Source organism: Streptomyces verrucosisporus, assembly GCF_017114865.1.
Lineage (GTDB): Bacteria > Actinomycetota > Actinomycetes > Streptomycetales > Streptomycetaceae > Streptomyces > Streptomyces fenghuangensis.
The window spans coordinates 122,539-142,554 of the sequence record NZ_JADEYH010000015.1 but is presented as its reverse complement, the minus strand read 5'-3'; the positions used below and the strand labels follow the sequence as shown (position 1 = coordinate 142,554).

At 74.6% G+C, this 20,016-nt stretch carries 18 protein-coding genes and 1 tRNA gene; 13 read left to right on the top strand and 6 right to left on the bottom strand.

The genetic code is table 11. The annotated features are described in order from the left end of the window. Positions 1-244, top strand: a 244-nt coding sequence (locus tag IQ279_RS17735; protein WP_241028284.1) for a helix-turn-helix transcriptional regulator, incomplete at its 5' end; no start/stop codon positions are given. After that, complete coding sequence (locus tag IQ279_RS17730; RefSeq protein ID WP_206349529.1) at positions 244-1,461, top strand: tyrosine-type recombinase/integrase; 1,218 nt, start codon at positions 244-246, stop codon at positions 1,459-1,461. The genes IQ279_RS17735 and IQ279_RS17730, both read left to right, overlap by 1 nt. 199 nt (positions 1,462-1,660) lie before the next feature. Here IQ279_RS17730 and IQ279_RS17725 read toward each other — a convergent pair. After that, positions 1,661-1,734: transfer RNA gene (locus tag IQ279_RS17725), tRNA-Pro, on the bottom strand. A gap of 325 nt (positions 1,735-2,059) precedes the next feature. Between IQ279_RS17725 and IQ279_RS17720 the strand changes: the two genes are divergently transcribed. Beyond that, the gene (locus IQ279_RS17720) at positions 2,060-3,379 is read left to right on the top strand and encodes an NAD(P)/FAD-dependent oxidoreductase (RefSeq protein WP_206349528.1); all 1,320 of its coding nucleotides are present in this window, start codon (positions 2,060-2,062) and stop codon (positions 3,377-3,379) included. An 11-nt stretch (positions 3,380-3,390) separates the two neighbouring features. Here IQ279_RS17720 and IQ279_RS17715 read toward each other — a convergent pair whose 3' ends face one another. Together IQ279_RS17715 and IQ279_RS17710 are read right to left on the bottom strand one after the other, a co-directional pair. Further along, the gene (locus tag IQ279_RS17715; protein ID WP_206349527.1) at positions 3,391-4,860 is read right to left on the bottom strand and encodes a lipase maturation factor family protein; all 1,470 of its coding nucleotides are present in this window, start codon (positions 4,858-4,860) and stop codon (positions 3,391-3,393) included. Positions 4,861-4,955: 95 nt separating this feature from the next. Next, a complete protein-coding gene (locus tag IQ279_RS17710) occupies positions 4,956-6,152 on the bottom strand; it encodes a thiolase family protein (RefSeq protein ID WP_206349526.1) in 1,197 nt (398 codons plus the stop codon). A gap of 172 nt (positions 6,153-6,324) precedes the next feature. On the opposite strand from IQ279_RS17710, the gene IQ279_RS17705 reads away from it, so the two are divergent. From IQ279_RS17705 to IQ279_RS17690, 4 genes are all read left to right on the top strand, one after another. Continuing rightward, entirely contained in the window at positions 6,325-7,434 is a 1,110-nt protein-coding gene (locus tag IQ279_RS17705; RefSeq protein ID WP_206349525.1) for an NAD-dependent epimerase/dehydratase family protein, read from the top strand. A 127-nt stretch (positions 7,435-7,561) separates the two neighbouring features. Beyond that, positions 7,562-8,227 (top strand): glycosyltransferase family 2 protein, encoded by a 666-nt coding sequence (locus tag IQ279_RS17700; RefSeq protein ID WP_206349524.1) that lies wholly within the window; start codon positions 7,562-7,564, stop codon positions 8,225-8,227. 50 nt (positions 8,228-8,277) lie between these two features. Continuing rightward, a complete protein-coding gene (locus IQ279_RS17695; protein ID WP_307792410.1) occupies positions 8,278-8,937 on the top strand; it encodes a TIGR04282 family arsenosugar biosynthesis glycosyltransferase in 660 nt (219 codons plus the stop codon). Beyond that, positions 8,934-9,779: a methyltransferase domain-containing protein gene (locus IQ279_RS17690; RefSeq protein ID WP_206349522.1), complete on the top strand. Its 846-nt coding sequence runs from the start codon at positions 8,934-8,936 to the stop codon at positions 9,777-9,779. The genes IQ279_RS17695 and IQ279_RS17690 overlap by 4 nt, the downstream gene beginning before the upstream one ends. A gap of 65 nt (positions 9,780-9,844) precedes the next feature. On the opposite strand, the gene IQ279_RS17685 is transcribed toward IQ279_RS17690, so the two are convergent. Continuing rightward, complete coding sequence (locus tag IQ279_RS17685; RefSeq protein WP_206349521.1) at positions 9,845-11,251, bottom strand: hypothetical protein; 1,407 nt, start codon at positions 11,249-11,251, stop codon at positions 9,845-9,847. 181 nt (positions 11,252-11,432) lie between these two features. On the opposite strand from IQ279_RS17685, the gene IQ279_RS17680 reads away from it, so the two are divergent. Next, entirely contained in the window at positions 11,433-12,413 is a 981-nt protein-coding gene (locus IQ279_RS17680; protein ID WP_206349520.1) for an acetylxylan esterase, read from the top strand. Positions 12,414-12,553: 140 nt separating this feature from the next. Here the strand turns inward: IQ279_RS17680 and IQ279_RS17675 are convergent, their stop codons facing one another. Further along, the gene (locus tag IQ279_RS17675; protein ID WP_206349519.1) at positions 12,554-13,819 is read right to left on the bottom strand and encodes a sugar ABC transporter substrate-binding protein; all 1,266 of its coding nucleotides are present in this window, start codon (positions 13,817-13,819) and stop codon (positions 12,554-12,556) included. Between the two features lie 298 nt (positions 13,820-14,117). Between IQ279_RS17675 and IQ279_RS17670 the strand changes: the two genes are divergently transcribed. The 5 genes from IQ279_RS17670 (at position 14,118) to IQ279_RS17650 (ending at position 19,344) form a co-directional block, all read left to right on the top strand. After that, positions 14,118-15,716: an ABC transporter substrate-binding protein gene (locus tag IQ279_RS17670; RefSeq protein WP_206349518.1), complete on the top strand. Its 1,599-nt coding sequence runs from the start codon at positions 14,118-14,120 to the stop codon at positions 15,714-15,716. Between the two features lie 35 nt (positions 15,717-15,751). Next, complete coding sequence (locus IQ279_RS17665) at positions 15,752-16,720, top strand: ABC transporter permease (protein WP_206349543.1); 969 nt, start codon at positions 15,752-15,754, stop codon at positions 16,718-16,720. Beyond that, positions 16,717-17,631, top strand: a complete 915-nt coding sequence (locus IQ279_RS17660; RefSeq protein WP_206349517.1) for an ABC transporter permease — start codon at positions 16,717-16,719, stop codon at positions 17,629-17,631. The genes IQ279_RS17665 and IQ279_RS17660 overlap by 4 nt, the downstream gene beginning before the upstream one ends. Further along, entirely contained in the window at positions 17,628-18,596 is a 969-nt protein-coding gene (locus IQ279_RS17655) for an ABC transporter ATP-binding protein (RefSeq protein ID WP_307792409.1), read from the top strand. The genes IQ279_RS17660 and IQ279_RS17655 overlap by 4 nt, the downstream gene beginning before the upstream one ends. 97 nt (positions 18,597-18,693) lie before the next feature. Then, a complete protein-coding gene (locus tag IQ279_RS17650; protein ID WP_206349515.1) occupies positions 18,694-19,344 on the top strand; it encodes an ABC transporter ATP-binding protein in 651 nt (216 codons plus the stop codon). 43 nt (positions 19,345-19,387) lie between these two features. Here IQ279_RS17650 and IQ279_RS17645 read toward each other — a convergent pair whose 3' ends face one another. Then, positions 19,388-19,984 carry a LysE/ArgO family amino acid transporter gene (locus IQ279_RS17645; protein ID WP_206349514.1) on the bottom strand — a complete coding sequence of 199 codons (597 nt, stop codon included), beginning with the start codon at positions 19,982-19,984 and terminating at the stop codon, positions 19,388-19,390. Between the last annotated feature and the right edge of the window lie 32 nt (positions 19,985-20,016).

Sequence of the window (20,016 nt, the reverse complement as noted above, 5' to 3'; positions counted from 1 at the left end):
CCTCATTGAATCCTCATTCACCCGTCCTCCCGTCGCTATGTCCAGCGAAGCGGGTTGGTATCGCACAGAAGAGCTGGCGCATCTGTTGAAAGTGGATCCCTCGACTGTGCGCCGGTGGCGGACGGCACGTCCGCCTCAGGGGCCGCCTTTCGTCAAGTTGTCGGAGCGGGTCACCCTCTACAGCGCGGCCGATGTCCGGCAGTGGCTGGCCGACCATCGCGTCGACCCGGAGCAGGCGGGCTGATGTCGCACATAGAAAGGCTTCCGGTCGCCGTTCCGCTCTCCGCCGATATCGAGCACCGGCCTGACCGAGCCCTGCCCTACCGGGCGCGGGTGCGCTGGATCGAGCCCCGCACCAAGCGGCGCACGTCGCTCTCGCAGTCGCACGGCACCGAGGAACAGGCGCAGGAGTGGATCGATGCCCTGAGCGCCGCGGCGCTGCGCGGGATCGATCCGGCCACCTCCGTTCAGCCACTGGCTGCCTACGGGGAGGCGAACATGGCGTTGGCGTTGCGCGGGCTGGAGCCGAAGACCACCGATCCCTGCCTGGCCGGCTGGCGGCTGCGGGTGGTGCCCTCCCTGGGGCATCTGCCGCTGCCGATGGTCAGCAACGGTGCGGTGGACCGCAGTGTGTACGGGTGGATCGCGGACGGGTGCAGCCGCTCGACGGTGAAGAACAGCCTGGCGGTGCTGGTGCGGGTGATGGAGCAGGCTCGGCGGGACGGGCTCATCCAGTCCAATCCGGCCCGGGTGAAGGGTTGGCAGAGTGAGTATCAGAAGGCCGAGGACGAGCTCGACGATCCCCGGTCCCTGGCGCTGCCGGACTGGGCGGCTCTGACCGCGTTGGCCGACGCCCTGGTCGCACGCTCCCACGGGAGGTTCGCGGGCTGGGGTGAGGTGGTGGTCTTCGCCGCGTGCACCGCGGCCCGGATCGGGGAGGTCTCGGGGGTACGGGTTCGCGACATCGACCCGGTGAACTGGATCTGGACCGTGCGTCGCCAGACCACCCCGTCCCCGGGCGGGCTGGCGGACAAGCGGACCAAGGGCAAGGTGGCCCGCCGGGTGCCGTTGATCGAGGAGGTGCGGCCCCTGGTCGCCCAGCGGCTGCTGGCCGTGGGTCCGGATCCGGATGCCCGGCTGTTCACCGGTCCGCGCGGCGGGCGGATCACCACCGCGGTGCTGCGGGACGCCACCCGCTGGGACGAGGTCGTCGCTCGGCTCGGCTACGAGCACCTGCGCCGCCACGACCTGCGGCACACCGGACTGACGTGGATGGCCGACGCCGGAGTCCCGCTGCATGTGCTGCGGAAGATCGCCGGGCATGGATCACTGGCCACCACCCAGCGCTATCTGCATCCGGATCTGCGGTCGATCACCGAGGCGGGCCGCTCGCTCAGCGCCCACCTGTCGGTGGCGGCCGGCCCGCCGAAGCCGCCGGGGGCGGTGCGCCGGGTGTTGTAGGCATCCCACAATCGGGTGGATAACCCCGGCGATCTTGTTCCCCAGGGAAACGTGCTCTGATCTGCGGTTTCTTCCCGCGGCTGGTCCCCAAGTGGTCCCCAAGGGGGCGGCGGCGCCTCGGGCGGCCTGGTGTGCCGTCAGACGAAGAAAGGCGCTCCGACCTGGGATTTCTCCCCGGCCGAAGCGCCTTCCAACGCTGTCGGGACGACAGGATTTGAACCTGCGACCCCTTGACCCCCAGTCAAGTGCGCTACCAAGCTGCGCCACGTCCCGATGCTCTCCCGGTCCGGGATCTTGTCCCTCGCCGTTCGCGCACAGAAACCATACCGCATTCCGGGGAGTGCTCGCTCACCCCTCGGAGGCCCGGGCCGGAAGATCATCTTCGTTCCCGGTCGGCCCCGGGAGGCTGCTTCGTCACCCACCGTGTGCGGCGGTGTGCCCTGTCGGCCGGGACGGCGGGTTCATGTGAAGAGGCGGCCCCGTCGGTGGCGGGGAAGGGGCGGACGGTGGCGGAAGGCCGTGGCCGTGGCGGGTTTGCCGGGACGCAGGCGGGAAACGCGGTTGCCCTGGTCGTTGGTCCCGAGGACTGGAGTCGCACGTGAGCCGTTCCCGGATTGTGATCGTCGGAGCCGGGTTCGCCGGTTACCAGACCGCCAGGACGCTGTCGCGGAAGCTCCGCGGGTCGGCCGAGATCGTGCTGGTGAACCCGAACGACTACTTCCTGTACCTGCCGCTGCTGCCCGAGGTGTCGGCCGGGCTCCTGGAGGCCCGCCGGGTCTCGGTGTCGCTGGCAGGGACGCTGCCGAAGGCGCGGCTGGTGCTGGGAGAGGTGCACGGCGTGGATCTCGACGGGCGTTCGATCACCTACACCGACCCCGAGGGGGCCGAGAAGAGTCTGGGCTACGACCGGCTCGTCCTCACCGTCGGAAGCGTGAACAAGTTGCTGCCCATCCCCGGGGTGGCCGAGCACGCGGTCGGGTTCCGGGGCATGCCGGAGGCGCTGTACCTGCGCGACCACATCAGCCGACAGGTCGCCCTCGCAGCAGGCGCCGAGGACCCGGAGGAGTGCCGGGCGCGCACCACCTTCGTGGTCGTCGGCGCGGGCTACACCGGTACCGAGGTGGCCGCCCACGGCAAGATGTTCACCGACTCCCTGGCCCGTCAGCACGCCCGCAGCGCCACGGGGATGCGGGCCGACGCCCGGCCCCGCTGGATGCTGCTGGACATCGCTGACCGGGTGCTGCCGGGGCTGGACGAGAAGCTGGCGCGGACCGCCGACCGGGTGCTGCGCAAACGCGGGGTGGAGGTGCGCACCGGGACCTCGGTGAAGGAGGCCACCAAGGACGGTGTCCTCCTGGACACCGGGGAGTTCGTCCCCACCCGGTCGCTGATCTGGTGCGTCGGGGTGCGCCCCGACCCGCTGGTGGAGCAGCTCGGTCTGCCGACCGAGAAGGGGCGGCTGATCGTCGACGAGTACCTGAACGTCCCCGGCCACCCCGAGGTGTTCGCCTGCGGCGACGCCGCGGCGGTGCCGGACCTGACCAACCCCGGCCAGTACACGGCGATGACCGCCCAGCACGCCCACCGGCAGGGCAAGACGGCCGCGAACAACGTCATGGCCTCCTACGGGGTCGGTTCCCGCAGCCCGTACAAGCACAGCGACCTGGGCTTCGTCGTGGACCTGGGCGGGGTGCAGGCCGCGGCCAACCCCTTCGGCATCCCGCTGTCCGGTCCGGTCGCCAACCTCGTCACCCGCGGCTACCATCTCGCCGCGATGCCGGGCAACCGGATCCGGGTGGCCGCCGACTGGGCGCTGGACGCCGTACTGCGGCGGCAGGCCGTCCAGCTCGGCGTGCTGGACGCCTGGTCGGTGCCGCTGGACACCGCCTCGCCCGAGACGGCCCGGCTGCGCGGCTGACGGCTGCCCCCTCACGACGTGTCCGCGTCCGTTTCCCTGCCCGTGTCCCCGCTCGGGTCCGTGGCCGCGGGCCGCCGGGAGACCGGCGGCCCGTAGGGGCCGATCAGCTCGCGGTCCCACCACGCCCCGGTGGAGCGCAGCTCCCGCCAGGTGGTGAAGCGGTAGCGGTACAGCAGGGCCCGCACGTGGACGGGAGGAGCGCCGGGGAAGGGGTCGGAGCGCAGCAGCCGCAGGGTGCCGGGGTCGTTCTCCAGCAGCCTGTGCAGCAGCCGGGTGAACCAGGGGGCCGCGTAGGAGGGCGAGAGCGCGGCGAACCACATCAGCCAGTCCAGCCTCAGGTGGTACGGCGCGTACTGGCGCGGCAGTCGGCGCACGTCCCCCGGCTTGCCCCTGAAGCCGTACTCCCGCCAGCGCGTGGCATCGGTGATCCGCTCCTCGTCGGTGCCCTCGATCACCACCTCGTGCCGCACGCGCGTCACGTTGCCGAAGGCGCCGTAGGTGTTGACCAGATGAAGCCGGTCGAAGGAGGCGTTCATCCGCTGGCGGCGCGAGAGCAGATTGCGCGCGGGCCGGTAGCTGAGCACCGCCACCACAGCGGTCACGGCGATGACGGCGGCACCGAACCACAGGGGCGTGGGGCCGTGGGCGGGGGCGCCTGCGGCCGCGGAGCCGTCGATCGCGGAGAAGGCCAGCAGGACCGTCAGCCAGTTGAGCCAGGCGAAGTTGCCGGACGCCACCAGCCACAGCTGGGTGACGACCACGGCCAGCCCGGCGGCGCTCGCCACCGGCTGGGGGAGGAACAGCAGGAAGGGGACGGCAAGCTGGGTGACGTGGTTGGCGGCCGCCTCCACCCGGTGCAGCGGGCGCGGCAGCCGGTGGAAGAACCAGCTCAGCGGGCCCGGCATCGGCTGGGTCTCGTGGTGGTACTCCAGGCAGGTCAGCCTGCGCCAGCACGCATCGCCGCGCCACTTGATCAGCCCCGCGCCGAACTCCACCCGGAACAGCAGCCAGCGCAGCAGGACGAGGATGAGCAGCGGCGGGGCGACATCGGCGTTGCCGAGGAAGACGGCCAGGAAGCCGAACTCCAGCAGCAGCGACTCCCAGCCGAACGCGTACCACGTCTGCCCGACGTTCACGATCGACAGGTACAGCGCCCACAGCAGCGCCCACATCGCCATGGACACCGCCAGCGGCACCCGGTCGGCCGCGCCCAGCAGCACCGCCGCCGACAGCGCCGCGCCCAGCCAGGCCGCGGAGGCGAAGAGCCGGTCGGAGTAGCGCAGGTGGAACAGGCTGGGGGAGTCGCGGAAGGACACCCGGCGCAGGAAGTCCGGGACCGGCGTCAGACCGCGCTCGCCGAGCAGCGCCCGGAACTGCAGCGCCGCCGAGACGAAGGCGGCGAGGTAGACGGCGGCCAGGCCCCGCTGGAGGACCAGACGGCTCAGCCAGTAGTCGGGTGCCGCGAACCATTCCCACTCCATGGCGGCCACGTGTACCACCGGGACCCGCCGTCATGCGGCGGGCCCCGGTGACCGCACGCGGCCGTGCGGGTGGCCGTACGGCCGTACGGGCCCGCTCAGCGCTCCAGTACGAGCGCCTGCCCCTGGCCGACGCCGATGCACAGGGCGGCGAGGCCGGTGCGGGCGCCGGTGGCGGCCAGGTGGTGGGCGACGGCACCGGCCAGACGGGCGCCGGAGGCGCCCAGCGGGTGGCCGAGGGCGATGGCGCCGCCGTGGGGGTTGACGACGGCGGGGTCGAGGTCGGGCCATTCGGCCAGGCAGCCCAGGACCTGGGCGGCGAAGGCCTCGTTGAGTTCGACGACGTCCAGGTCGGAGAAGGTGCGGCCGGCCCTGTCCAGCGCGCGGGTCACGGCCTGGACGGGGCCGAGGCCGAAGAGGTTGGGTTCCACGGCGGTGGTGGCGGAGGCGCCGATGCGGGCCAGGGGAGCGCGGCCGGTGGCCTTCAGGCCGGCCTCGTCGGTGAGCAGGAGGGCGGCTGCGCCGTCGTTGAGGGGAGAGGAGTTGCCGGCGGTGACTGTGCCGCCGTCGGCGCGGAAGGCGGGCTTGAGCTTGGCCAGCGCTTCCGTCGAGGTGGTCTCGCGGATGGACTCGTCACGGGCCAGGTCGGTGCCGGGAACGGGCACGCTCTGGGCGTCGTGGGCGCCCTCGGCCCAGGCGGCGGCGGCCTTGCGGTGGCTGGCCAGCGCATAGGCGTCCTGGGCCTCGCGGGTGACGGCGTGCTTGTCGGCGACCTGCTCGGCGCCCTCGCCCAGGGAGACGGTCCACTCGGGGGGCATGGCGGGGTTGGTCATGCGCCAGCCCAGGGTGGTGGAGTACATCTGCTGGTGACCGGCAGGGAAGCCGCGTTCGGGCTTGGGCAGTACCCAGGGGGCCCGGGACATGGACTCCACGCCGCCGGCGATGGCGACGGAGGCGTCGCCGCAGGCGATGGCGCGGGCCGCGTGGAGGACGGCTTCGAGGCCGGAGGCGCACAGCCGGTTGACGGTCACACCGGGGACGGTGACGGGGAGGCCGGCCAGGAGGGCGGCCATGCGGGCGACGTTGCGGTTCTCCTCGCCGGCGCCGTTGGCGTTGCCGAGGACGACGTCGTCGATCCGGGCGGGGTCGAGGTCGGGGGTGCGGTCGACCAGGGCGCGGATGACGTGGGCGGCCAGGTCGTCGGGGCGTATCCCGGCCAGTGCCCCGCCGTACCGGCCGATCGGGGTGCGCACCGCATCGACGACATACACATCACGCAGGAGATCGTTGGCCATGGCAGGGATCCTGGCAGGACCGCACCAGGATGGCCAGAAGCGGTCGGCGGGCATGGCCGATCACACACCCGTTGCTCCGGACGGGTGGGCATGGGCACCGCCCCTCCCGCGGATCGCTGACGCGCCCGGCCGGTGACGGGCGCCGCGGCGGGAGCGGTCCTAGCGTGCCCTCATGCGCGTACTGGTCACCGGAGGAGCCGGCTTCATCGGCTCGCATGTCGTCGAGGCCCTGCGGGACGCGGGCCATGAGCCCTTGGTGCTCGACACCGCCGCCGGCACCGCCCGCGGCGTCACGGCCGACGGGAGCGGGGTGAGGGCGGACGTCCGCGACGCCGATGCGGTGGCGCGTGCCCTGAGCGGGGTGGACGCGGTCTGCCACCAGGCCGCGATGGTCGGCCTGGGCAGGGACTTCGCCGACGCCCCCGCGTACGTGGGCGCCAACGACCTGGGCACCGCCGTCCTGCTGGCGGAGATGGCCCGGGCCGGGGTGGGGCGCCTGGTGCTGGCCGGGTCGATGGTGGTGTACGGGGAGGGGCGGTACCTCTGCCCACGCCACGGGGAGGTACGGCCCGGGCCCCGCCCGCCGCGCGACCTGGAGGCGGGCCGTTTCGAGCCGCCCTGCCCGGAGTGCGGCGCCGCCCTGGAGCCCGGCCTGGTCGGGGAGGACGCCCCCGCAGACCCGCGCAACGTCTACGCCGCCACCAAACTGGCTCAGGAGCACCTGGCGGCGGTGTGGGCACGCGCCACCGGCGCACGGGCCGTCAGTCTGCGCTACCACAACGTCTACGGCGACGGGATGCCCCGCGACACCCCCTACGCGGGGGTCGCCTCCTTCTTCCGCTCCGCGCTCGAGCGCGGCGAGCCTCCCAGGGTGTACGAGGACGGTGCCCAGCGCCGGGACTTCGTCCACGTCGGCGATGTCGCGGCGGCCAACGTCGCGGCCCTGGAGGCGCTCGGCGAGCGGCCCGAGGGGTCGCTGCGCGCGTACAACACCGGCAGCGGTCAGCCGCACACCGTCGGCGAGGCCGCCCGTGCGCTGGCGGCGGCCTTCGGCGGGCCCGAGCCGGTGGTGACGGGGGAGTACCGGCTGGGGGACGTACGGCACATCACCGCGTCCTCCGAGCGGCTGCGCCGGGAGCTGGACTGGAAGCCGGAGGTGGGTTTCGCCGAGGGGATGGCGCGCTTCGCGAAGGAGCCGCTGCGAGAGCCGTCGGGAGGAGCACCGGAGCAGGCGACGGCGCGGGTGCCGGGGGCGGCCGCGGTCGGCACGGTGACCCCCTGAGGCGGTGACCCCCTTGGGCCGACGACGCCGGGCCGTCGGCGGGCGCGCGGCGCGGCGGTGGGCGGCGACCGCGTTTCGCCGTACTCGATGACCGAAATGACCGCATTGCTCTCGTAAGGTGAGGCGGATGACCCACCCCACAGCCCTCCGCGGGGAGATCGTGCTGCCCTGTCTGAACGAGGCCCGGGCGCTGCCCTGGGTGCTGTCCCGGATCCCCGGCGGCTGGCGGGCCGTCGTCGTCGACAACGGCTCGACGGACGGCTCGGCCGAAATCGCCCGCGAGCTCGGGGCGCGCGTGGTGCACGAGCCGCGCCGCGGCTTCGGCGCCGCCTGCCACACCGGACTCCTCGCCGCCGAGGCCGAGATCGTCGCCTTCTGCGACTGCGACGCCTCACTCGACCCCGGCGCGGCCGAACGGATCGCCGCGCCCGTGCGCAAGGGCGAGGCCGACCTCGTCCTGGCCCGCCGCAGACCCGTCGGACGCGGTGCCTGGCCGCTGCACGCACGGGCCGGGAACCTGGCGCTGGCCCGGATGGTGCACAGGCGCACGGGACTTCGGCTCCGTGACCTGGGCCCGCTGCGGGCGGCCCGGCGCCTCGCCCTGCTGGAGCTGGGCCTGACCGACCGGCGCAGCGGCTACCCCCTGCAGATGGTGGTGCACGCGGCCGACGCCGGATGGCGGGTGCGGGAGACGGAGGTCCCCTACCGGCCGCGTACGGGCCGCTCGAAGGTCACCGGCACCTGGCGCGGCACCTGGCAGGCCGTCCACGACATGCGGGAGGTGCTGCGGTGAGCCCGGCGCCTCCCACGCCGCCCGTGCCCCCGGCGAATCCGGCGGGCCCGGTGAGCCCTCCCCGCCGCGCCCCGGAGGCGGGGACGACGCTGCTGGTGATCGCGAAGGAGCCGGTGCCGGGCCGGGTCAAGACCCGCCTCACCCCGCCCTTCACCCCCGCCGAGGCGGCCCGGCTGGCCGAGGCGGCGCTCGCCGACACCCTGGCGGTGGTGGCGGCCCTGCCCGCCCGCCGCCGGGTGCTGGTGCTGGACGGCCGCCCCGGCCCCTGGCTGCCGGACGGCTACGAGGTGCTGCCCCAGTGCGGGGGCGGGCTGGACGAGCGGATCGCGGCGGCCTTCGGCGCATGCCGCGGCCCCGCCCTGCTGGTGGGTATGGACACCCCGCAGCTCACCGCCGGTCTGCTGGCCCCGGCGCTCGCGCCGGACGCCTGGGAGGGCCGGGCCGCCTGGTTCGGCCCGGCCGCCGACGGCGGCTTCTGGGCGCTGGGCCTGGCCGACCCCGATCCCGGACTGGTGCGCGGCGTGCCGATGTCCACCGACCGCACCGGTGAGCTCCAGCGGCGGCGGCTGCTGGAGGCCGGGCTGGCAGTACGCGACCTGCCGGTGCTGCGGGACGTGGACACCGCCGGGGACGCCGCCGAGGTCGCGGCACGCACCAAGGGCCGCTTCGCCGCCGAACACGCCCGGCTGCGGCAGGCGGTGGCCCGGTGACCGCCTCCCCGACCCCTCCGGCCTTCCCGGTCTCGCATCCGCGAGCCGGGCAGACCGGGCGGGCCGCGGAACCGGTCGAGCCAGCCGAGCCAGCCGAGTCCGCCGCGCCCGCCGGGGCCGTGCCGGTCCGGCACCCCTGGCGCGCCGACCCGTACACCCGCGCGCTGCGCACCGGACGCGGCCCCCTCTTCCTGCGCGGCCCCGGGAGCCGTCGGCTGCCGCTGGACGTCGAGCGCTGGTGCGCCCGCGCGGACGAGGCCGACTGGACGGTACTGCGGCGCTGCACCGGCGCCGTGCTCGACATCGGCTGCGGGCCGGGGAGGCTGGTCGCCGCCCTGGCCGGACTGGGCCGGCCGGCCACGGGCGTCGACACCGCGCCGGCCGCCGTCGTCCGCACCCGCGAGCGGGGCGGGACCGCGCTGTGCCGCTCGGTGTTCGACCCGCTGCCGGACGAGGGGGGCTGGGGCAGTGCCCTGCTGATCGACGGCAACATCGGCGTGGGCGGGGACCCGGCCGCCCTCCTGGCCCGGGTGCGCGAACTACTGGCCCCCGGCGGGCTGCTGCTGGCCGAGGCGGCGCCGGCGGACGTCGAGGAGCGGTTCCGGGCGAGACTGGACGACGGGAGGCGGACGCACCCCGGGCGGCCCGCGCCCTCCTTCCCCTGGGCCCGGCTGGGCCGAAGCGCCCTGCGGGCCCGCGCGGAGGAGGGGGGCTGGACGGTGGAGGAGGAGTGGAGCGCCGGCGGCCGTGTCTTCCTCGGCCTGCGCGCCGCCGCCCGGGCCCCCGCCGCCGATGCCCCGCCGCCCGGCCGCGAGCGCACGCGGCCGGGCGGCGGGACGTAGGACGGACCGGGGGCGACGGCGGTGCGACGGGAGCCGGGCCGGGCCGGGGCGAAGGTTCCGCGGTGTCACCAGCCGGTGAACAGCAGGTGGTTGACGGCCAGCGCCACGGACGCCTGGGCCGCCAGCCACCAGCGGCGGCCGGAGGCGGGCAGCAGGGCCGCGGCCGGCAGCAGCCACAGCGTGAACGGCAGCCAGATGCGCTCGGTCTCGGCCTTGCTCATCCCCGACAGGTCCGCCGCCAGCACCGCGCACACCGCGCCCGCCAGCAGCACCACCAGCGCGCCGCGCCGCAGTTCGGCGGCCCGCCGCAGCCCGGCCACCGCGGCGAGCCCCACCACCGGCACCTGCGCCGCGAGGTTGGCCCACACGTAGTAGGCGTACGGCCGCACTCCCGCCGCGCCCTGGTAGTAGCGCTCGACCAGGATGGTGTAGCCCTCGTACCACCAGAAGCCGGCGGCGGTGAAGAGCGCCGCGCAGGGAACCATGCCCAGCAGGACGTACGGCACGGGCCGGGCGGTGCGGGCCGCGACCATTACGGCCAGCGCGACCGCCGCCATCAGCGTCAGCCCGTAGGAGAGGTAGAGCAGCCAGCCGAACAGCGCACCCGAACCCAGCGCGGCGGCGCGCGGCGCGCGGGAGGCGCCGGTGGCCGACAGGGCCAGCAGGGCGACGGCCCAGGCGGCGACGGCGGTGAAGTAGCCGTCCGCCGAGACGGCCGTCCACACGGCGGACGGGGCGAGTACCAGGAAGGGCGCCGCACGCCGGGCCGTTCCCTCCCCGCACAGCGCCCGCAGCGCCACCAGCACCGCCACCGCGGCCGACGTGCCGATCGTGACGCACCACAGCGCGGCCCAGGCGCCGCCGCCGAGTCCGATCCGGTCCAGCCCGACGAAGGTCAGCAGCGCGCCCGGAGGATGGCCGGCGACATGGGCGGGCCAGTTGTCGGGGGAGTCCATCAGGATGCGGTCGGTGAAGGTGCGCAGCGTCACACCGATGTCGTGGACGTCGCCGACGGACCGGAGGTACTCGTACTTCGTCGTCAGCCGCCCGGCCGCTCCCCGGCCCCAGCCGTCGACCAGCGCCAGCGACCACGCCCAGGCCATCGCGCCGCCCCAGGCGGCCGGCAGCAGGTGCCGCCAGGGCAGCCGGCGGGCCAGCGGCGGGCCGTAGGCGACGGTGAGGACGGCCAGGCAGAAGGCGGCGGGCGTGCCCGGACCGGTGTGGGGCAGCCAGCGCGCGTACAGCGGGGGCCACCGCAGCCGCAGGATCTCGGAGTCGTACAGGAGGTGGCCGACGAGCGCGGCCAGGGCGAACAGGGCCGCGGCCGCGCCGGCCGCGTACAGGTCCCGGCGCGGGCCGCGTGCTCCGGGGCGCGGGGGCGGCTCCGGGGCCGGGTCCGGTTCCGGGTGGGGAGCCGGAACCGGGGCATCAGGTGCAGGAGCGCTTTCCGGACGGGTGGGAGGGGTACTCATCCCGGTCACGCTAGGCCGGGGCCGGGCGTACGGGGCCGTGTCGCGGCCGGAGGTCACCGGGCTGCCGGACCCGTCCGGCCCACGGTGGGCGGATACCGTTGACCGGGATCCCGGCGGAACGTAGGTTCTCCGGGGGAAAGCGCTTTCTATCGCCTGCCGCTACGAGGGGACGGACATCCGCATGCCGCTGACCGATCTTCCGCTGGAAGAACTGCGCGCCTACCGGCCCGAGGTGGCCGAGCCCGCGGACTTCGACGCCTTCTGGTCCAAGACGCTGACGGCCGCCCGCACCGCGGCGGCCGGGCCGGCGGAGTACCGGCGGGTCGAGGACGCGCCGCTGAGCACCGTCGAGGTGTTCGACGTGCGCTTCCCCGGCTGGGACGGCCAGCCCGTGGCGGCCTGGCTGATCCTGCCGCGCGGCGCGGACGGGCCGCTGCCGGCGGTGGTCAACTACATCGGCTACAGCGGCGGCCGCGGCCTGTACATCGAGCACCTGCTGTGGAGCGCCGCCGGATACGCCACCCTGGTCGTCGACAGCCGGGGGCAGGGCCATGACACCCCCGACCCGGACCCGGCCACCACCCCGCAGTACGTCGGCGGCTTCATGACCCGCGGCCTGGACGACCCCGCCCACCACTACTACCGGCGTCTGATGGCCGACTGCGTGCGCGCCGTGGACGCCGTGCGCGAGCACCCGGCGGTGGACCCGGACCGGGTGGTGGCCGCCGGTGGCAGCCAGGGGGGCGGACTGGCCCTGGCCGTGGCCGGGCTGGCGCCGGAGAAGGTGGCGGCGGCGCTGGTGGACGTGCCCTTCCTGTGCCACTTCCGGCGCGGCGCCGAACTGGCCGCGGCCGGCCCGTACCCGGAGATCGCCCACTACCTCGGTGTGCACCAGCGCACCGACCCCGAGGCCGTCTTCGCCACGCTGAACTACTTCGACGGCCTGCACTTCGCGCGCCGCGCCACCGCTCCCGCGCTGTTCAGCGTGGGCCTGATGGACCCGGTCTGCCCGCCGTCGACCGTCTTCGCCGCCTACCACCGCTACACGGGGCAGGACAAGGACATCAGGGTGTGGCACTTCGGCGACCACGCCGGGGGCCGCTCCTCGCAGCAGCGCGAGCAGCTGCTGTGGCTGCGCGGGCGCGGCCTGGCGTCCGCCTGACCCCCGGCCGCCCGACTCCGTCGCCCCGTGACCCCGGGCGGCGAGCCCGGCGCCCCGCTCCGGCACCCGGCTCCGGTGCGGAGCGGGGCGCCGGGGTGTCGGCGGCCGGGGGTGCCGGTCGGCGCGCGGCCGGCCGTACGTCAGCCGCGCCCGCCCAGGATCGCGGTGATCCGCCGGGACGCCTCGCGCGCCGCCGTCTCCGGGTCGGCGCCGCGCAGCACCCGCGTCTGGTACGCCTTGATCGGGTTGTCCGCCTCCAGACGGCCCCACCGCGGCGAGTTGGGGGTGGCGCGGCCGTTGCGGGCGCCCTCGGCCATCGCGGCGGCGCCGGGGTCGTCCTCCAGCGCGTCGGCCAGTTCGGTGCTGTTGGGCACCACGCTCATCGTCTGGGCCAGTTTGCGCTGCCACTTCTCGCCGGTCAGCAGCTTGACGAAGGAGTACGCCGCGTCCGGCTCGGCGGCCCGCTCGGGGATGATCAGCACCGAACCGCCGGTGAAGACCGCCCCCGGCTCCCCGGCCTCCTTGCCGGGGATCGGGAAGAAGCCGAGCCTGTCCGCCAGCTCCGGGTTCTTCTCGACGATCAGCTCCGCGGCGCCGGGCACGTCGATGATCTGGGCGATCTCGTTTCCGGCGAAGAACTCGCGCTGCTCCGGCCTGGACTCGTCGGAGTCGACGGGGCCGCGGCCGTGGGACTGGAGCTCCTTGTAGAACTCCATGCCGCGCAGCGCCTCGGGGGTGTCGAGCGTGCCGGCCCACCGGCCGCTGCGCTCGACGGCGAGGTCGCCGCCCTCGTCCCAGATGAAGCCCGCCAGCACGTACCAGTTCTGGCCCGGCAGGTAGATGCCCTGCTGCCCGGGCCCGTCGAGCCGGGAGGTGACCTCGATCCACTCCTCGCGGGTGGCGGGCGGCTCGGTGATCCCGGCCCGGTCGAAGAGGTCCTTGCGGTAGATGACGACGCGGTTGGCGGCGTAGAAGGGGACGCCGTACTGGTATCCGTCGATCTTCCCCGGCTCCTCCAGCCCGGGGACCCAGTGGTCGCCGCCGAGGTCGAAGACCTTGATGGTGAGGTTGGAGACCCCGCCGGTCTCCACGTACTGGGCGACCTGGGTGTTGCCGACCTCGATCACGTCGGGCGCGTCGCCGGAGCCGAGGGCGGCGGTGACCTTCTTGTCGATCCCCGGCCAGTCCTGGACGGTGACCTTCACCTCCACGCCGGGGTTGCGCCGCTCGAAGTCCCGGACGGCGGCGTCGGTGAGTTCGCCGGAGAGGCTGCCCCGCATCAGCCAGACGTCTAGGGTCCGGTCCCGGTCCTGGTCGCCGGTGTCGGCGAAGGCGCCGCATCCGCTCAGCAGCAGTGCGGCGGACAGGGCGGACGCGAGGAGGCGGAAAGGGCGGCGGACGGGCATGGCGGTCCCCTGGAAGGTTGCCGACGGTACGGGCGTGGGGGGAGCGAGCGTGGGGTCTGCACAGATTTGGCACAGACCAAGTAGGGAGTCAAGGTCTAGTCCACAGAAGCATCGGATAAACCGGTTCGGAAGGCCTTTCGTGATCACGGGGTGACCGAAGGGTGATCGAAGCGCCGGGTGCCGGGTGCGGGGCGCCGGGTCCGGCCGGAGGGGAGGGGGAGGGGTGGGGTGGCGCGCGTCTGCGGTTTAATTGCAATCTGTTTGCAACAACGTTCGATCAGCAGCAGGGGTGTGGAGCATGAGACTGCGGGTGACACGGGCGGCCGCCGCCATGACGGCCGGCGCTGTGCTGGCCGGAGCGGCGGCCTGTTCCGCGCCGTCCGACGGGAAGGGCGGCGCGGACGGAGGTACGGGCGACTCCCTGGTCGTGGGCATCGCCCAGGAACCGGACACCCTCAGCCCCCTGCTCGGCTACGGCAAGGACGGCAACTCCAAGATCTTCGACGGGCTGCTGAGGCACGACGCCGGAATGGAACTGAGGCCCGCCCTCGCCGCGAAGCTCCCCGAGATCGGCGACGGCGGCCGGACGTACACCTACACCCTGCGCGAGGGGGTGACCTTCAGCGACGGCACCCCCTTCGACGCCGAGGACGTGGTCTTCACCTACGAGACCATCCTCGACGAGAGGACCAACAACCCCTCCAGGGGCGAGCTGGACGCCCTCGACAGCGTCACCGCCGAGGACGAGGACACCGTCGTCTTCCGCCTCAAGTACCCCTACGCCGCCTTCGCCGAGCGCACCGTGCTGCCCATCGCCTCCAAGGAGGCCGCCGCCGGACAGGACGTCAACACCGGCCCCTACAACACCGAACCGGTCGGCACCGGCCCCTACGTCCTCACCGGCTGGAGCCGCGGCGAGAAGCTCACCTTCGAGGCCAACCCCGACTACTGGGGCGGCGCGCCGGAGGTGGAGAAGCTCACCATGGCCGTCATCAAGGACGACGACATACGCGCCACCCGGCTGCGCTCCGGCGACCTCGACGCCGCGGTCCTGCCCCCCGCGCTCGCAGGCACCTTCGCCGACGACGAGGACCGGCGCGTGATCCGGGCGAGGACCGCCGACTTCCGGGCCGTCACCCTCCCCACCGCGGACCCCGTCACCGGCGACCGCGCGGTACGCCGCGCCCTGGACATCGCCGTCGACCGAGAGGCGATCGTCGACAGCGTGCTCAGCGGCGCCGGCCGGGTCGCGTACGGCCCCGTGCCCACCGGCAGCCCCTGGTTCGCCAAGGGCACCGAACGCCGCCACGACCCGGACGAGGCGCGGGAGATCCTGGAGGAGGCGGGCTGGAAGGCCGGCGAGGACGGGGTGCGCCGCAGGGACGGCCGCCGCGCCGCCTTCACCCTCTGGTACCCCTCCGGCGACCGGCTGCGCCAGGAGCACGCCCTGGCCTACGCCGCCGATGCCAAGGAGATCGGCATCGACATCACCGTCGAGTCCGGCACCTGGGAGGTCATCGAGCCGCGCATGGAGGACGACGCCGTCCTCTCCGGCGGCGGCAGCCCGGCCGACCCCGACTTCGACCTCTACCCCCTGCTGCACTCCTCCCTCGCCCTGGACGGCTTCAACAACATGGCCGCCTACGACAACGCGGACGTCGACCGGGCGCTTGAGGAGGCGCGCCGCACGAACGACCGCGACGCCCGCACCGAGGCGTACGCCACCGTCCAGCGCGAACTGGCCGCCGACCCCGGCTACACCTTCCTCACCCACATCGACCACGTGTACGTGATGGACGACGCCTGGCAGGACGTCACCACCCAGGTCGAGCCCCACGACCACGGCCTGGGCACGGGCCCGTGGTGGAACGTCGAGGACTGGCGGCCGAAGAAGTGAAGACGGAACCGCGCACGGGGCCGCCCTGGGCCCCGATGGCGCGCCTGGCGGGACGGCGGGCGCTGGCCGCCGTCCCCGTCCTGGCCGCCGTGACCCTCGGCGTCTTCGCGCTCGCCGCGGCCTCCCCCTTCGACCCGGTGCGCCAGTACGCCGGGAGCGCCGGGCTGCGCGCCTCCCAGGAGACCCTCGACCGGCTGCGCGAGAACCTCGCCCTGGACGGCCCGTTCACCGAGCAGTGGTGGAGCTGGCTCACCTCCGCCGCGACCGGCGACCTTGGCCAGTCGGTCTCCCTGCGCCAGCCGGTCGCCCAGGTCGTCGGCGAGCGCCTGGGCTGGTCCGTGCTGCTGTGCGCGCTCGCGTTCCTGATCGCGGTGGTGCTCGGCACCGTGCTCGGCGTCGCCGCCGCGCGCCGCCGGGGCGGGTGGCTCGACCGCTGCGTCACCGGCGGCTCCTACGTCCTCCAGGCCGCCCCGCCGTTCTGGCTCGGACTGCTGGCCGTCTGGTTCTTCGCCCTCCAGCTCGGTGTGCTGCCCGCCGGCGGGCTCACCGACAGCGGCGAGGACACCGTCACGGCCGGCTCGCTGGTACGCCATCTGACACTGCCGGTGGCCGTGCTCGCCCTGTCCCAGCTGCCGTGGTTCGCCCTGTACGTACGGCAGGGAGTGGCCGACGCGCTCCACGAGGACCCGGTGCGCGGCGCCCGCGCACGCGGTCTGCGCGAGCGCACCGTACTGCTCGGCCACGCCCTGCGCTCGGGGCTGCTGCCGGTGCTCACCCTCATCGGCACCCGCATACCCGAGCTGATCACCGGCGCCCTGCTGGTGGAGACCGTCTTCAGCTGGCCCGGCATCGCCTCGGCCACCGTCCGCGCCGCCACCGCCACCGACTTCCCGCTCCTGGCCGCCGTGACCGTACTGGCCACCGCCGCCGTACTCGCCGGGAACCTGCTGGCCGACCTGCTCTACGTGCTGGCCGACCCCCGGATCGACCCGGAGGAGATGTGACCGCCCCCGCCCCGGCCCCCGCCGAAACCCCCGCCGAAGCCCCTGTCCCCGCCGCCGCCCCGCGGCGCGGCGCCGGGCGCCCGCCCGGCGCACGCGCCTGGCGCACCCGCGTCTCGGCCGTCCTCACCGCCGCCACCGTCCTGGCCGCGCTGCTGGTGCCGGCGGTCTTCCCCCTGGACCAGCAGGCCGTCGACCTCGCGGCCAAACTCCGGCCCCCCTCCTGGGAACACCCCTTCGGCACCGACGAACTGGGCCGCGACCTGCTGCTGCGCTGCGTCCACGGGCTGCGCGTCTCGCTGCTGGTCGGCGTGGTCGCGGCGCTGGTGGCCACGGTCGTCGGCATCGCCGTCGGTGGTCTGGCCGGCGCGCTGGGCGGGCGCACCGACCGGCTGGTGATGCGGGTCGTGGACGTCTTCGCCTCCGTGCCCCACCTGCTCCTGGGCATCTTCGTGGTGGCCATGTTCCGGCCCGGGGTCTGGCCGGTCATCGCCTCCGTCGGCCTCACCCACTGGCTGTCCACCGCCCGCATCGTCCGGGCCGAGACCCACTCCCTGCGCAGCCGCCCGTACGTGGACGCCGCGATCTCGGGCGGCGCCTCGCGGTGGCGGGTGGCAGTACGCCATCTGCTGCCCGGCGTCCTGCCGCAGGCCGGGCTCGCGGCGGTGCTGATGGTGCCGCACGCCATCTGGCACGAGTCCGCGCTGTCCTTCCTGGGCCTGGGCATCCCCGCCCACCAGGCCAGCCTCGGCACCATGGCCGAGGCCGCCCGCGGCTCGCTGCTCGCCGGAGCCTGGTGGCCCGCCCTCTGGCCGGGCCTGTTCATCGTCGTACCCACCCTCGCCATCGCCGGACTCGCCGGCGCCTGGCGCGAGCGGATCAACCCGCGCGTCCGATCGGAGCTGACGCTGTGACGGCCCGACTGTCCGTACAGGAGCTGTCCGTACGCTTCCCGCTGCGCGGCGGGCGCACCGTCGCCGCCGTGACGGGGGTCTCCTTCGACCTGGACCCCGGCGAGTGCCTGGCCCTGGTGGGGGAGAGCGGCTGCGGCAAGTCGGTGCTGGCCTCGGCGCTGCTGGGGCTGCTGCCCGGCAACGCCCGGGTGGGCGGTGCGGCCCTGCTGGACGGCCTGGACCTGCTCACCGCGGGGGAGAAGGAGCTGGCCCGGCGTGTGAGGGGCCGCCGTATCGCCCTCATACCGCAGAGCCCCGCCTCGCACCTCACCCCCGTGCGCACCGTCCGCTCCCAGATGGAGGAGACGGTGCGGGAACTGACCGGCGCGGGAGGGCCGAAGCTGCGCGGGGCCGCCGAGGCGGCCGCCGAGCGCGCCGAGTTCCCCGCCGACCACCTCGACCGGTACCCGCACCAGCTCTCCGGCGGCCTCGCCCAGCGCGCCGCCACCGCCCTCGCCCTCGTCGGCGAGGCCCCGCTGCTGATCGCCGACGAACCGACCACCGGCCTGGACCGCGACCTGGTGGACCGCACCGCGGACGAACTGCGCCGCCACGTGGACGCCGGCCGCGGCCTGCTCGTCATCACCCACGACCTGGCCGCCGCCGAGCGCATCGCGGACCGGGTCGCGGTGATGTACGCCGGGCGCATCGTCGAACTCACCGGCGCCGCGAGCTTCTTCGGCGCGCCCGGCCCCCGCCACCCGTACGCCCGAGGGCTGCTGGAGGCGCTGCCCGAGCGGTCCTTCACCCCCATCCCCGGCATGCCGCCCGAACTCGACGCCCTGCCCGCCGGCTGCGCCTTCGCCCCGCGCTGCGACCGCGCCACCGGCGACTGCGCCGCCGTTCCCGCCCTGGCCGGGTCCCGCGCCGGAGCGGTGGCCTGCCACCACGCGTACTCCCACGCCCCGGAGACCGCCGATGCCTGAACCGATATCCGGACCGACTCATGAGCCGCTCCCCGAACCGATACCCGGACCGACGCGTGAGCCGGTGCCCGGACCTGCGACCGGATCCGCGCTGGAAATGCGCGGCGTCACCGCCGGATACGACCGCCGCGCCCCCGTGCTGCACGGGGCGTCCCTGACCGTGGGCGACGGCGAGGCCGTCGGGCTGCTCGGCCCCAGCGGATGCGGCAAGTCCACCCTCGCCCGCGTCGCCGCCCTGCTCCACCGGCCGCGGGCGGGCACCGTGCGGCTGGCCGGACGGATGGCGTACGGCTTCCGCCACCGCGCCCCCCGCGAGCTGCGCACGACCGTCGGCGTCGTATTCCAGCAGCCCCGCCTCGCCGCCGATCCGCGCCTCACCCTCGCCGACCTGATCGCCGAGCCCCTGCGCGCCACCGGCCGCCGGGCCGAGGCCCCCGGCCGGCTGCCCGCGCTGGCCGCCTCCGTCGGCCTCGGCGGCGATCTGCTCGCCCGCCGTCCCCACGAGGTCAGCGACGGCCAGCTCCAGCGCGCCTGTCTGGCCCGCGCGCTCGTCCTGCGGCCCCGGCTGCTGATCTGCGACGAGATGACCGCCATGCTCGACGCCTCCACCACCGCCGCCCTCGTCGCCGCCGTGGAGGAGTACCGCCGCGAACACGGCACGGCGCTGCTCGCGGTCGGCCACGACCGGGTGCTGCTGGAGCGCTGGTGCGACAGGACGGTGGACTTCGGGGCCCTCCTGCCGCGGTGACGCACCGCGGGCGGGGTCACCCCCGGCCGTCATCCCCGAACCGTCAACCCAGGACCAGGTTGACCGCCAGGACGAGCATCACGGCGCCGATCACCAGATCCACCACCCGCCAGGTGCGCGGACTGCTGAGCACGCCCGACAGCGCCCGGGCGCCGTAACCGAGAGCGGAGAACCACACCACGCTGCCCGTCACCGCCCCGGTGGCGAAGATCCACCGGGCGCCAGGGCCCTGCTGGTTGGCGAGGCTGCCCAGCAGCACCACGGTGTCGAGGTAGACATGGGGGTTGAGGAAGGTCAGGGCCAGGGTGGCGGTGATCACCGACCTCCGCGACCGGGGGGCGTCGGCTTTCAGTGAGGCGGGTCTCACCGCGGAGACGAAGGAGCGCACCGCCCACCACGCCAGATAGGCGGCTCCCGCCCACCGCAGTACCTCCAGTGCGCCGGGGAAACGGGACACCAGCGCCCCGATCCCCGCGGTGCCGCCGAGGATCAGCACGATGTCGCCGACCGTGCACAGCGCCACCACCGCCGCGACGTGCTCCCGGCGGATGCCCTGCCGCAGCACGAACGCGTTCTGTGCGCCGATGGCGATGATCAGAGCCAGGCCGGCCGCGAGCCCGGCGCTCCAGGTACCCCACATGGCCCTGACGCTAGCCAGCCGCCCGGATGCAG